Consider the following 13,181-nt stretch of genomic DNA (forward strand, 5'->3'; position numbering starts at 1 on the left):
GACGAGTTCGGCCGCGGCGACGGCGGCCTCGGCGCGGCCGATGCGGGCCCGCACGGGCGCGAGGTGTTCGAGGCCGCGGCCCCTGACGTGGGCGGCGGCGGCGTCGACGGCCGCGTGCGCGACCCCGGTGTAGACGGCGGCGTAGGAGGCGACGAGCCACTGCGGCATGGCCTCGGCGAGCAGGAGCGCGAGCCCTTCGACGCCGCCCAGGAGCGCGTCGGGGCCGACCTCGACGTCGAAGTGGACGTCGTGGCTTCCCGTGGCGCGCATGCCGAGGGAGTCCCAGGTCTCCTCGACGCGGATGCCCTCCCCCGCCGGGACGAGGAAGTGCGAGACCAGCGGCTCCTCGGCGTCGGCGTCGCGGGCGGTCACGAGGTAGGCGTCCACGTGCCCCGACCCGGACACGAACGCCTTCGCTCCGCTGATGCGGAAGCCGTCCCCGCTGCGGCGGTAGAACGTCGTGGTCTTCGACAGGCGCGAGCCGCCGCCGCGCTCGCTCATCGCGACCCCGTACAGCGCCCCGCCCGCGGCCGCTTCGAGGGCCTTGTCGCGGGCGGCGAAGAAGCTCTCGGGCGCGCCGAGGGCGCGCACCAGGTGCTCGGGGGTCTGGGCGAGCGCGCCGGTGACGGAGGCGTGCATGTTGAAGATGAGCGCCGTCGAGCCCGCGCCGCGGGCCAGGGCCGCCGCGACCGCGGCGTACTCGGCGAAGCTCGCGCCGAAGCCGCCCAGGTGCTCGGGGACCATGAGCCCGGTCAGCCCGGCCGCGCGCAGCTCCGCGAAGTCGGCTTCGGGGAAGCGTCCCCGCTCGTCGTGGGCCGCGGCCCGTTCGGCGAACCGCGGCGCGAGCTCGCGCGCCAGCGCGAGCGCCTCGCCGCCCCTGGTCGGTGATGGCATGAGCGTCCTCTTTTCTCAAGAGTCCGCCCGGTACCCGTTGCTGGGCCTAGCCGGCGGGGACCCCAGTATGGAGGAGCAGCGCGACGTCGACAAGGGCCACGAGGAGCACCACGTGGAAGGCCGCGCGCGAACCGGGCCGGCGTCCGAGGACGAGTCCGGTGATGAGGACGGCGGCGGCGAAGGGGACCGCGGCCAGGACCAGGAGCGAGGGCGGGCCGGGCGGGCCGAACGCGAGGAGCGCGGAGGCGGTGAGGACGAGCGCGGCGGCCAGGAGGCGGGTCGCGGTGGCGCCCAGGCGGTGCGGGAGGCCGCGCACACCGGTGGCGGCGTCGGCGGCGAGGTCGGGCAGGACGTTCACGAAGTGCGCGCCGGACCCGAGGGCGGCCGCGGCGGCGGTCAGCCACAGGGGCGGCCAGGGTGAGCCGGGTGCGCCGAGGGACACGATCGCGGGGAGCAGTCCGAAGGAGATCGCGAAGGGCGCCACGGAGAACGCGGTGGACTTGACGCCGAGGTCGTAGGCCCACGCGGAGACCAGGGCGGCGAGGTGGGCGAGGGTGGCGGGGACGCCGGAGACGAGGGTGAGCAGGACCGCGGCGGGCGCGGCGAGGGAGACCGCGGCGGAGACGAGCGCGGGGTGGATCTCGCCGGTGGCGAGGGGTTTGCCGGCGCGGCCGGACTGGGCGTCGCGGGGCGCGTCGACGAGGTCGTTGAGCCAGCCGACCGACAGCTGGCCGAGCAGGATCGCGAGGGCGATCGCGATGATCCCGGGGATGGAGCGGCCGGTGGAGGCGGCGAGTCCGGCGGTGACGAGGGTGACTGCGAGGGCGGGGAGCGGATGGGACGCTTGGACGAGCGCTTTGAGCATCGCCGCGGCCGTTGTCATGCGGATCAGTGTGCCACCCTGACCGTATGCGACGCCAGACCCGAAGGCCCCGACCGAACGACCCGGCCATGTACGACCGCCTCGCCGGGGAGTGGTGGCGGCCGCGGGGCGTCTTCGCGATGCTGCACTGGCTGGCGGCGGCCCGCGGGGCGCTGATCCCGGCCGCGGAGCGGCCGGGGGCGGTCCTGGTGGATCTGGGCTGCGGGGCGGGGCTCCTCGCCCCGCACGTGGAGGGCAAGGGCTACACGCACATCGGGGTGGACCTGTCGGTCGAGTCGCTGCGGCTGGCGGCGACGCACGGGGTGCTGGCGGTGCGCGGGGACGTGTGCGCGGTGCCGCTGCCGGACGGGTGCGCGGATGTGGTGGCGGCCGGGGAGATCCTGGAGCACGTCGCGGATCTGCCCGGGGCCGTGGCGGAGGCGTGCCGGCTCCTGCGTCCGGGCGGGCTGCTCGTCGTCGACACGCTCGCGGCGACGGCCCTGTGCCGGTTCCTGGCGATCACGGTGGCCGAGCGCCTCCCGCGGATCGCGGTGCGCGGCGTGCACGACCCGGCGCTGCTGGTGGACCGGGAGGTCCTGGTCGCGGAGTGCGCCCGGCACGGGGTGGACCTGACGCTGCGCGGCATCCGGCCGTCCCTCGTGGACGCCCTGCTGTGGGCGCTGGGGCGCCGCGCCGGGGTCCGCATGGTCGCGGCCCCGACGACGGCGGTCCTGTTCCAGGCGTGGGGGACGGTCAGGACGGGGCGTTGACCTCGGCGAGGACCACGGCCAGCGCCCAGATGACGAACACGTCGAACGCGATGATGAGCAGCGCCCACAGCGGGTAGTAGGGCAGGAAGAAGAACTGGTTGAGCGCCGACACGGCGGCCAGGCCGATGCCGACGCCGTAGGCCCAGGCGCGTCCCATGAGGACGAACAGGCCGGTGAGGGCGAGCAGGGCGCCCAGCACGATGTGGATCCAGCCCCAGCCGGAGGTGTCGATCGCGAAGGTGTAGTCGGCGACCGTGGCGAAGATCCGGTCGTTGGCGACCGCGGCGATGCCCTCGAACAGCTGGAACAGGCCCACGGTGATCATCAGGGCGCCTGCGACCACCGCGCCCGCGGTGGCCCAGGCGAGCCTGCCGTCTTCTTCGGACATTTCCGACTCCTCACGTTCGCGCGCTTTGCTCCTGTGTACCCCCGCCCGGGCCGGGCGGGGGCGAAACGCGCGAATCGGTCGGGGGTCAGCGGGTGCGCAGGTCCACGTCGATGTAGCGCGGGCGGTACAGGTGCGCGTCGGCGTACAGGTCGTCGCCTTCGAAGCTGTTCACGTTGTAGGTGATCAGGAGGGTGTCGCGGTCGCCGAGGTTGGGGTGGGCCTTGGCGTTGTAAGTGAAGACGTTCCCGCCGGTCTCGGGGGTCTCGTACAGGACGGTCTTGCCGGTGTACGGGCCTGCGAGGTCGTCGGCGCGGTACATGACGATCTTGGCGCTGAGCGGCTCGGTGGCGTCGCCGGTCACGAGCGTGAACTTGCCCTGGTAGCGCTGGACGCTGAACTCGTTGGAGACGCCTTCGAGGATGCGGGTGGAGGTGTTCGGGTCGGTCGACCAGGTCCCGTCGGCGTAGTACTCCCAGGGGGCGGCGGCGAGGCCGCCGGCGGGGACGCGGGCGAGGTGGGCGAACTTCTGCGCCTGGTTGTCCTCGACGCCGAACACGTACGTGTATTCAACGTCCTCGTAGATGGCCGAGCCCCAGTTCACGGTGGACTCGGGGAGGTCGGTGATCGCGGTGAGGCTCATGTCGTCGGTGTCGAAGGTGGCGACGGCGTTCCCGGCGAACGCGAAGTCGAAGACGCCGCTGCCGGTCTTGACGAATTCGAGGAGCATCACCTTGAGGGTGTCGCCCTCGACGGTCCCGTCGCCGAACCAGTACCAGTTCTGCATCTCGTCGCCGCCGGGGACCTTGACGAGGGACTCGGGGGCGGCCTCGGTGCCGCCGGTGACGGTCGTGAGGCCCCGGCCGTCGTCGACGATGATCGAGTTGTGGAGGAACGGCGAGTCGATCGGGCGGCTGAGGTCGTCGTTCACCTCGCCCATGAACGTGTCCGAGTACAGCCACGCGGTGGTGCCGTCCGGAAGCGGGACGCTGTAGGCGGAGTCGGCGCCGGTCCAGCGCCCGGCGGTGTCGCCGTAGGTCTCGAAGCGCTCGGTGAGCTCCTCGTTGACACTGGCGGAGACCGCGGGCGCGCAGGCGGTGGCGGCCTGGGCGGCGCTGGGGACGGCGGCGACGGCGAGTCCGGCGAGGACCGCCGCGGCCACGGTGGTCGGTCGGTGGGTCATGTGCTGCTCCTTTGCAGTTCAGGGGTGAAGGCGGCGAGGACGCTGTCGGCGAACCGCTCGCCGATGAGGCGCTGGACGTCGGGGCCGGGGTGCAGGTTGTCCGGCAGCGGCATCTTCTCGGCGTCCCGTCCGCTGTAGAGGGACAGGCCGTCGAGGTAGTGGAGGTGGCGGTCGTCGTCCTGGCGCCGGTCCGCTATCGCGGCGAGTTCGGTGCGGATCGACTGGAGCGAGAGGTGGCCGAGGAGGACGTCGTCCTCGGTGCCTGCGGCGATGGACCACTCCTCGTCGCGGTCGGGGTCCTGCATCGTGGGCCCGGCCTTGGTCTCGACGGGTTCGCACCAGATCGGGGAGACGAGGACGATCGGGGTCTCGGGGTGGCCGTCGCGGATGGTGTCGAGGAAGCCGTCGACGGCGGGTCGGAAGGCGCGCAGGCGCATCGTGTCGCCGTTGACGAGGTTGATGCCGAGCTTGAGGGTGATGAGGTCGGCGGGGGTGTCGCGGATGGTGCGGGCGGTGAACGGGTCGAGCATGGCGTTGCCGCTGAAGGCGAGGTTGGTGAGGCGGGCGCCGGCGCGCAGGGCCGCGACGGCGGGCCAGGTGCCGGTGGTGGTGTCGGCGCGGTAGCCGTGGCTGATGCTGGAGCCGTGGTGGACCCAGCGCAGTACTCCTGAGTCCGGTTGGGCCGCAACGGGGGCGTCGGCGCGGAGCGCGAGGAGTTCGACGGCGTCGTGGTACGGCAGCCACAGTTCGAGATCGCGTTCGCGGCCTTGGCCGAGGCCGGTGAAGCGGGCGGTGGCGTCGGGGCCGGGGACGATCTCGCCCTCGGGCCGCTCGAAGGTGAAGACGAAGCGGGACCCGGCGGTCGCGGTCGCGGTGGCGACGACGGCGCCGTCCTCGGTGAGCTCGTAGGCGCTCGGCGGGAACGGCGTGTCGGCGTCGGCGGCGATGCGCCGGGCCTGCACGTCGAGCTCGATCACGTCGGCGGCGGTGCGGAGGGCGAGGCGCACGCCGGTGCTCTCGGCGCTGGTCTGGACCATGAAGCGGTCGGGGATCTGGCGCCGGGCCCATCGCGGGAGCCGGTGCGGGAGGAGGCCGCGGTGGGTCTCCTCGATCTCGACGGCGCCTCTGATCAAGTGGCGCATGGGGTACGGGTTCATGCGGCGTCGACCACCGTGCCGTCGGCGTGGACGTCGACGAGCCGGTCGCCCAGGCGCAGGCCCCGCAGGACCGCGTCGGGGTCGAGGTCGGCGATGCACGCCCGCGAGGTGTCCAGTGCATCGGTGCCGACGCGGGGGTCGACGCCGAAGAACGACTCGATGACCAGGGCCGCATACGCTCCGGCGGAGGAGCACGCCCAGTCGATGATGTACGGCAGTTGCGGGGGCGCCTTGCGGGCGCCGCCGTTGACGGCGGGCACGGCCTCTTCGGTGAAGTGGGCCTGGCCGGGCGGGCCCTGGTTGGCGGAGCGGGCCAGGCCCGGGAGCCAGTCGATGGCGACCTGGGGTGCGCCGAGGGCGACGAGGGAGCGGGCCGCGTCGGCGGGCCAGGCGGGGTAGGCGCCGTTCCACTGGTGGTCGGGGCGGATGCTGTAGGACGCGTCGGAGTCCCAAGGGGACAGCGAGCGGAGCCAGACCTCGGTCTGGAGTTCGCGTTTGTAGAAGTCGACCATCTCGCCTCGCACGGTCTCGTCGAGGTCGGCGGCGATGGTGGTGCCGACGATGGAGAAGTCGTAGACGTGGCGGACGGGGACGCGCGTGCCGTCGGGCTGGCGGGCGGCGAAGTGGCCGCTACCGGGGACGTAGAGGTCGGCGACCGATTTGACGAGCGCGTCGGCCGCGGCGGCGAGGGCCGCGGCGCCGTCGGCGTCGCCGCGGGCGGCGAGGATCTCGGCGGCGGTGCGCATACTCCACACGTTGGCGGCATTCAGGCTCGCGACCTCGTGGGTGTAGGAGCTGACGCATTCGAGGAGGTTGTCGATCTCGCCGTAGTCGGCCAGCGGCGAGGACCCGCGCAGGTCCTGCCAGGCGAGGGCCCAGTCCCGCAGGTGGTCGGCGACGGGCCGCCCGCCCGGGGTCGCGTCGAGGAGGGCCGTGTCGCCGGTGAAGCGGAGGTAGTCGTGGACGAGGCGGGTCATCGCGTAGTCGTTGACCGAGTACCAGCGCCCCACGGGCCCGCCGGTGAGCGAGGAGGTGCCGAAGTGGGTGTGGATGTCGGAGGCGATCCAGTGCTCGACCTGGCGGCGCATGACGGCCGGGTCGAGGAGCGCGTGGGCGATGGAGCTGAGGCTGTAGTCCCAGATGAACGTGGTGGTGGCCCAGTAGTTGGGCATGAGGGTGTCGTAGGAGCGGCCGAGGACGTTGCCGTCGAAGTCGCGGCGGAACCAGATCGTGCCGAGCACGCCCCACCAGTACAGGCGCCGCAGGGGCTCCGACGTGGTCTCCAGGACCGGGAGGTGCCCGGAGAACTCGGTGTTGCCGGGGGTGAAGGCGGCCGACAGCTGTGCGTTCCAGAACGTCTCGGCCGCTTGGACGACGGCGGGGACGTCGGCGGCGATGCGGTCGAAGGCCGCTTCGGCGGCGTCGCGGGTGGCGGCGACGGTGTGGACGTAGCCGAAGCGGGCGGTGGCGCCGGGGGCAAGGCGCAGGCGCACGGTGACCTCGCCGCCGCGTTCGATGCCGCCGATGCCGACCTCGTGTTCGCCTGCGGCGGGGGCGATCCCGGAGAGGCGGACCTCGGCGTCGGTGTCGACGCCCTGGACGCTCCAGGCGGTGCCCGCGCCGTTGCCGAAGACCAGGCGTGAAGCGCCGGAGGTGGCGCGGTTGCGCTCCTCGGGGGCGACGGCGTCGAGCCAGGTCCCGGTGGAGCGGGTGGCGCCGGCGGCGAGGGAGAGCGTGACCGGGATCGTCCGGTCCCGCTCCCCCGTGTTGGTGACGCTGACGTCGATGGCGACGCCGGTCTCCCCGGGGGCGCAGACGGTGAGCGTCGCCAGTTCGACTCCGGGCAGGGAGGTGCTGCGGCGGACCCGGTCGGGCCGCCACTCGTGGGTGATGTCGGTGCCGTGGGACTCGACGAGGCGCCCGTCCACGAAGCACGCCGCGGTGCGGGTGAGGCCCTGGGACACCGGCGGGAACGTGACGGCGCTGATCGCGGTCAGGTCGTGGTCGACCCGGGCGGTGCCGAGGAAGTTCGTCAGGCCGCTCGGCGCGATCATGTCGTCGTAGTGGTGCGCGACCGCGTCGGCGGCGAGGTCGTCGACGTTCGGGACGGGACGCATGTGGACTCCTAGTACTGCCCGAGGGCGAGGCCGCGGGCGAAGAACTTCTGCGTGAACAGGAACAGGACCACCGTGGGCAGCGAGACGAGCAGGCCCCCGGCGAGGACGGTGGACATCTGCGCGCCGCCGTAGGTGCTCTGCATCCCCGCGAGGCTGGTCACGATGGGCCGCACCGTGTCCGACTGGCTGAGCACCAGGCCGAGCAGGAAGTCGTTCCAGATGAACGTGGCCTGGAGGATGAAGATCGCCACCAGGGCGCTGGAGGCCATCGGCAGGTACACGCGGGCGAAGATCCGCCAGGTCGTGGCGCCGTCGATGACAGCGGCCTCGAACACGTTGTGCGCAATGCCGGAGAAGAAGTTGCGCATCACGAACGCCGAGAACGGGATCGAGATCGCCGTGTAGACGACGATCATGCCCGCCTGCGTGTCGAACAGGCCGGTGCGCGAGTAGGCGTCGAACAGCGGCAGCAGGATCATCTGGAGCGGGAACACGGTGCCGCCGAAGATCGCGACGAACCACGCGAAGCCGTGCCGCAGGCGCAGCGCCACGATCGCGAACCCGGCGGCGGCGCCGACGAGGACGGCGATCGCGGGTGACACGACCGAGTACAGCAGGGTGCTGGCGGCGGACTCGGCGAGGCCGGACAGCTCCAGGGCCTCGGCGATGTTGCCGAACAGGGAGAAGTCGGTGGGCAGCCACGACTCCTTGGTCGTGAACGTCTCCGGGGACTTCGCGGCGTTGACCAGCAGCAGGTACACCGGGAGCAGCCAGATCAGGCCGAGGACGGCCAGGACGGAAGTTCGGATCACTCGTGCTGTGCTTTTGAACTGCATGGCTAGGCCCCGTGCTTGCTGGAGAGCTGCTGGCGCAGGTAGAGGATGGAGGCGATGAGGGTGACGACGGTGAGGAACACCGCGATCGCCGAGCCCAGGCCGTACTCGCTGTTCACGAAGGTCTCCTTGTACATCGTCAGCGCGAGCGTCTCGGAGTCGCGCCCCGGGCCGCCCTTGGTCATGCCCTGCACGATGTCGAAGGTCTTCAGGGACGCGACGATCGACAGGCCGACGACGACCGCCGTCAGGGGCCGCAGCATCGGCCACAGGATCGAGCGGAACATCCGCAGCCCGTTGGCGCCGTCCATCTTCGCCGCCTCCAGCGGTTCCCGCGGGATCGACTGGAGGCCGATGGTGAACAGGAGGGCGTTCACGCCGACGCCCTGCCACGCGGTCGCGAGGATCATCACGACCGTGTTGAGCGGGGCGTCGACGAGCCAGCGCGGCGTGTCGTCGATCCCGAAGGCCGCCAGGGCCTGGTCGAGGGCGCCGTCGCCGGACAGGATGAACGACCAGATGACGCCGACCCCGATGCCGGAGAGCGCGTACGGGATGAGGAACGGCAGGCGCAGCCAGGTGCCGCCCTTGAGGTTCCAGGTGAGCAGGGCGACCCCCAGCCCGATGCCGACCGGGACGAGGAGGGTCCCGGCGACCCACAGCAGCGTGTTGAGCACGGAGCCGATGAAGCCGGGGTCGTCGAACATCTCGACGTAGTTCTCGATGCCGATCCATTCGGGATCGCCCAGGCCGTTGTACTCGGTGAGGCTGAGGAACGTCGTCCACAGCAGCGGCAGGTACAGCAGCACCGCCACCAGGAGCACGCCCGGTGCGATGAACCCGAGGGCCGACCAGCGGTACTGGTCGCGCCGCCGGAGGGCGCTCGGGCTGAGGGTCTTGTCGGTCATTCCGGTGCTACCCCTGGTCTGCCCAGTAGTCGTCGGCCTCGGCCTGGATGGCCTCCAGGTACGGGAGCGGGTCGGAGGGGTTGGCGATGAAGGCGCCGAACTGCTCCAGGGCGACGGTGAGGATCGGCGTGGGCGTGGCCTCGTAGTAGCGGTCGTAGAGTTCGTAGCCGTCGCCGGAGACGGTGGTGCCGAGCTCTTCGAGCATGGGGTCGGCGACGGTGGCCTGCGGGTTGAAGGCGACGTCGCCGCGGGCCTCGCTCCAGGCGGTCTGGGCCTCGGGCGACATCCACCACTCGGAGTAGGACAGGCCGAGGGTCTTCTGGGTGGAGTTCTCGGCGACGCACAGCGGGCCGGACTCGACCGCGACGGGGGTCTTCTCCAGGGCGCCGTTGACGGCGGGGATGACGAACATGTCGTAGTCCTCGCCGGAGACCATGCCGGCGCCGTCGAGGGAGCCGTTGAAGAACGACCCGAAGTTGATCATCGCGAAGTCGCCCTGCTTGAGGCCGACGGCGGGGTCGATCGTGGAGCCGGCGTCGGAGAACCAGCCGGCCTGCTCCTGTTCGAGCCAGGTGTTCATGATCTCGACGATCTCGGGGTCGGTGTACTTGACGTCGCCGGTGGCGAGTCCGTTGTAGAGCTCGGGGTCGGTGCCGGCGACGAGCTGCTGGAACCACTGGAACGTGAACAGGGTGCTGGTCTGGTAGTAGGGGGTGATGCCGGCGCCGGAGAGCTGGGTGGCGATGGCGTCGAGTTCGGCCCAGGTGGTGGGCTCTTCGAGGCCCTGCTCGGCGAAGATGTCCTTGTTGTAGTACATGACCCAGTAGGCGATGTTCATCGGGACGCAGTACTGCTTCCCGTCGACGGTGTAGGAGTCGCGCAGGTCGGGCGAGACCCAGCCTTCGTCGACGGCCTTGGTCCAGATGTCGGTGGTCTCGGCGATGAGGTCCTCTTCGACGAGTTCGGTGAGCGAGGGGCCGGTCTGCCAGGTGAACAGGCCGGGGCTCTTGTCGGTGCGGAAGGACTGCTTGATGAACGCGTCGTACTGGGCGGCGTCGGAGTACCCGGTGGTGTCGAGGGTGATGTCGGCGCCGGACTCGCTGGCGGCGTTGAGCTCGTCGAAGTCGGGCTCCCAGGCGGCCTTGTTGGTGTAGAAGTCGAGGGTGCCGGTGGTGGCGCCGTCGTCTTCTCCGCCGCCGCCGCAGGAGGCGAGCACCAGGCTCGCCGCGGCGGCCGCCGCGATCGTGAGGGGGATCCTCGGGGATCTCATGTCGAACTCCTTTGTTCTCAAGGGGTTTGGGCTATGCCTCGCCGGTGCGGGTGCCGCGGACGGAGGCCTTGACGGTGCCGAACCGCTCGCTGCGGGAGCGCGCGGTCGGGCGGATGCGGTAGGGGCCCACGGCGGCCGGGACGATGAACGTCTCGGCGTAGTGGACGGTGTAGGGCGCGAAGGCATCCGTGGGGCTGACCACTTCGACCTCGTCGCCTTCGACGAGGTTGAGGACGTTGACGGTGCCTTCGGTGTCGTGGGCGACCTCGCCGGTGAACCAGTGGCGGCGGACCTCGATGAATTCGAGTTCGTGGAGGCCGGTGCGCTCTTCGCGGGTGTCGCCGTCTTCTGCGACGACTTCGACGGTGTTGACGAGGTTGGCCGCGGTCCAGTCGCCGTCGCGCTCCCAGACGAGGTTGCGCTCGCCGTGGTCGAGGTGGACGGGGCGGGGGATGCCGTCGAGGCCGACGCGGCCCCAGTCCCAGAGCTTGAAGGTGAAGATGAACGGGGTCGCGGAGATCTCCAGGACCATGGAGTTGCGGCCGGAGGAGTGGATGGTGCCGGCGGGGATGAGGAAGTGGTCGTGCTTCTTGGCGGGGAAGGCGTTCACGTACTGCTCGGCGGGGAAGGGCCGCTCGCCGGTCTCGGCGGTGCGGAGGTCGTCGAGCATGGCGTCCCGGTCGACGTCGTCCTTGACGCCGAGGTAGACCACGGCGTCCTCGCCGGCGTCGAGCATGTAGTACGACTCGTCCTGCGTGTAGTGCATGCCGAAGGTCTGCTGGATGTAGTCGGTGAGCGGGTGGACCTGGAGGGAGAGGTTGCCGCCGTCCATGGTGTCGAGGAAGTCGAAGCGGATGGGGAACTCGGCGCCGAAGCGCGCGTAGGTCCGCTCCCCCAGCAGGGCCTTCGGCTGGGTGAACACCAGGTCCAGGGACGGGATCTCGACGACCGCGCCCGCGGCGTCCGCGAGGAGGAGCGAGTTCTCCTCGGGGACGCAGTCGAAGCACCAGGCGTAGTTGGGCTGGGACGGGTCGAGGTCGAGCTTCTCCTTCATCCACTGGCCGCCCCACACGCCGGGGTCGAAGAAGGGGACGACGCGGAAGGGGGCCTGCGCGGCGGCGGCGATGGCGGTGCGGAAGGCGTCGCCGGTGATCATGCCGGCCTGCCGGTCGGCGGGGACGGCGGCGCCGATGGCGTTGGCGTCCAGCACGAAGTCGACGCGGTCGAACAGGGTGCGCTTGTGGCGGTCGGCCGCGCGCCACTCGACGAAGAATCCACGCTTGTACTTGCGCAGCCGGTCCTCGTCGGGGTTGCCTGCGCGCCAGTTCGTCGCGCCGTTGCGCTGGCGCAGCTGGATCTCCCAGCGGGCCATGTCGGCGAGGACGAGGGCGTAGGGGGCGCCGGTGCGGCGGGCGGCGAGGTCGGCGCCCCAGCCGAGGAGGACCACGGGCCGGTCGTCGCCGTCGGCTTCGACGGCGAGTTTGGCGAGGTGCTCGGTGTCGTAGAAGGCGTCGACGTTCGCGTGGGAGAGGACGCCGAAGACGCGGTCGTCGGTGAGGTTGTCGGCGATGCGCGCGTCGATGACCTCGATCGGGAGCGCGGCGGCGTCTTCCACGTCGACGATCTTCCACTGCGGGAGGGCGTCGGCGATGAGTTTGGCCAGGAGCGGGAGGTCGGTGCCGGGGTAGGCGTCGACGGCGAGGAGCGGGGCGCGGTCTCCGGCGCGTTCGGTCGCGGCCTGGGCGGCGGCGTTCCAGGCCGCGGGGCCGTGGAGGACGCGGGCGTCGGCCGGCAGCGGCACGGTCGGCTGCTTCTCGTAGCGGCCGGTCGGTTCGGACGGACTGGCGGTTGGCACGTGCGCTCCTTCAGGAATGTGCGGCGGCGGCGAGGACGGCGAGTCCGCGCAGGACCGAGAGGTCGGGACGGTCGGGGACGACGTAGGCGGGGGCTTCCAGGCTCGACCAGAGGTACTCGGCGACGTACGCCTCGATCGGGTCGGCGACGGTGTTCCCCGCGCGCATGATGCCGCCGGAGAGGACGACGACCTCGGGGTCGTAGGCGTGGCAGAGGGAGACGACGGTGGCGCTCCAGGCGAGGAGGGCCCGGTCGAACAGCGCGAGGGCCGCGGGGTCGCCGGCTTCGGCGGCGGCGATCATCTCCTTGACGTCGGTGACGGCGTCGCCGCGGGCGGCGAGGTCGCGGCGCAGGGCCCAGGCGCCGGCGATGGACTCGGCGCAGCCGAGGTTGCCGCAGTTGCAGCGGGAGGCGCCGAGGTCGACGGTGAGGTGGCCGCCGAGGATCCCGGCGTGGTCGTGGGCGCCGCGCAGGAGCACGCCGTCGATGATCGCGGCGGTGCCGATGCCGGTGCCGAGCGTCATGATCACGGCGTTGCGCGCCCCGGCGGCCGAGCCGGTGGTGGTCTCGCCGACGAGGGCGGCGCGGGCGTCGTTCTCGATGATGATGTTCGAGCCCGCGGGGAGCCCGAAGGCGTCGCGGGCCCAGGTCACGAGGTCGAGGCCGTCGAGGCGCGGGTGCTTGTCGTGGGCCCTGACGAGGCGCCCCGCAGCGCGGTCGACGACGCCGGGGACGGCGATGCCGACACTCGTGGGGGCGAGGCCGGCGGCGAGGTCGTTGGCGGCGAGGGCGGCCGCTTCGAGGTCGCCGTCGCCGACCGGGACCGCGGCGGTGCGCACGGGTTCGCCGCGGTCGAGGACGCCGAGTTTGATCTCGGTGCCGCCGAAGTCGATGCAGAGCTCCATCGCTCGCCTGCCTCCTGGTGCACGGGCTGGGGACCGCAAGATC

12 protein-coding genes are annotated in these 13,181 nt (G+C 71.7%); 1 reads left to right on the plus strand and 11 read right to left on the minus strand.

Annotated elements, in window-relative coordinates; all coding sequences use genetic code 11:
• On the minus strand, nucleotides 1-894 hold an 894-nt coding region (locus DI269_RS10215; protein ID WP_112135384.1), incomplete at its 3' end, for an acyl-CoA dehydrogenase family protein.
• A 46-nt stretch (nucleotides 895-940) separates the two neighbouring features.
• A complete protein-coding gene (locus DI269_RS10220) occupies nucleotides 941-1,777 on the minus strand; it encodes a UbiA family prenyltransferase (RefSeq protein WP_112135386.1) in 837 nt (278 codons plus the stop codon).
• Between the two features lie 26 nt (nucleotides 1,778-1,803).
• Between DI269_RS10220 and DI269_RS10225 the strand changes: the two genes are divergently transcribed.
• A complete protein-coding gene (locus DI269_RS10225) occupies nucleotides 1,804-2,526 on the plus strand; it encodes a methyltransferase domain-containing protein (protein ID WP_112135388.1) in 723 nt (240 codons plus the stop codon).
• Here DI269_RS10225 and DI269_RS10230 read toward each other — a convergent pair.
• From DI269_RS10230 to DI269_RS10270, 9 genes are all read right to left on the minus strand, one after another.
• Nucleotides 2,510-2,914 (minus strand): DUF7144 family membrane protein, encoded by a 405-nt coding sequence (locus DI269_RS10230; protein WP_112135390.1) that lies wholly within the window; start codon nucleotides 2,912-2,914, stop codon nucleotides 2,510-2,512. The genes DI269_RS10225 and DI269_RS10230 overlap by 17 nt on opposite strands.
• Nucleotides 2,915-2,999: 85 nt before the next feature.
• Nucleotides 3,000-4,094: a DUF4185 domain-containing protein gene (locus tag DI269_RS10235; RefSeq protein ID WP_112135393.1), complete on the minus strand. Its 1,095-nt coding sequence runs from the start codon at nucleotides 4,092-4,094 to the stop codon at nucleotides 3,000-3,002.
• Nucleotides 4,091-5,251, minus strand: coding sequence for a GDSL-type esterase/lipase family protein (locus DI269_RS10240; protein WP_112135396.1), 1,161 nt, complete (start codon nucleotides 5,249-5,251; stop codon nucleotides 4,091-4,093). Before DI269_RS10240 ends, DI269_RS10235 begins: the two co-directional genes overlap by 4 nt.
• Nucleotides 5,248-7,368 carry a glucosidase family protein gene (locus tag DI269_RS10245; RefSeq protein WP_112135399.1) on the minus strand — a complete coding sequence of 707 codons (2,121 nt, stop codon included), beginning with the start codon at nucleotides 7,366-7,368 and terminating at the stop codon, nucleotides 5,248-5,250. Before DI269_RS10245 ends, DI269_RS10240 begins: the two co-directional genes overlap by 4 nt.
• A gap of 8 nt (nucleotides 7,369-7,376) precedes the next feature.
• Nucleotides 7,377-8,204, minus strand: a complete 828-nt coding sequence (locus DI269_RS10250; RefSeq protein WP_112135401.1) for a carbohydrate ABC transporter permease — start codon at nucleotides 8,202-8,204, stop codon at nucleotides 7,377-7,379.
• Nucleotides 8,205-8,206: 2 nt separating this feature from the next.
• Nucleotides 8,207-9,109 carry a carbohydrate ABC transporter permease gene (locus DI269_RS10255; protein ID WP_112135404.1) on the minus strand — a complete coding sequence of 301 codons (903 nt, stop codon included), beginning with the start codon at nucleotides 9,107-9,109 and terminating at the stop codon, nucleotides 8,207-8,209.
• Between the two features lie 7 nt (nucleotides 9,110-9,116).
• Nucleotides 9,117-10,379: an ABC transporter substrate-binding protein gene (locus tag DI269_RS10260; RefSeq protein ID WP_112135406.1), complete on the minus strand. Its 1,263-nt coding sequence runs from the start codon at nucleotides 10,377-10,379 to the stop codon at nucleotides 9,117-9,119.
• 31 nt (nucleotides 10,380-10,410) lie between these two features.
• A complete protein-coding gene (locus DI269_RS10265) occupies nucleotides 10,411-12,234 on the minus strand; it encodes a class I mannose-6-phosphate isomerase (protein WP_112135409.1) in 1,824 nt (607 codons plus the stop codon).
• A gap of 10 nt (nucleotides 12,235-12,244) precedes the next feature.
• Nucleotides 12,245-13,138, minus strand: coding sequence for an ROK family protein (locus tag DI269_RS10270; RefSeq protein ID WP_112135411.1), 894 nt, complete (start codon nucleotides 13,136-13,138; stop codon nucleotides 12,245-12,247).
• Nucleotides 13,139-13,181 lie beyond the last annotated feature (43 nt).

Origin of the sequence: Glycomyces dulcitolivorans (genome assembly GCF_003265355.1) — a bacterium.
Classification (GTDB): domain Bacteria; phylum Actinomycetota; class Actinomycetes; order Mycobacteriales; family Micromonosporaceae; genus Glycomyces; species Glycomyces dulcitolivorans.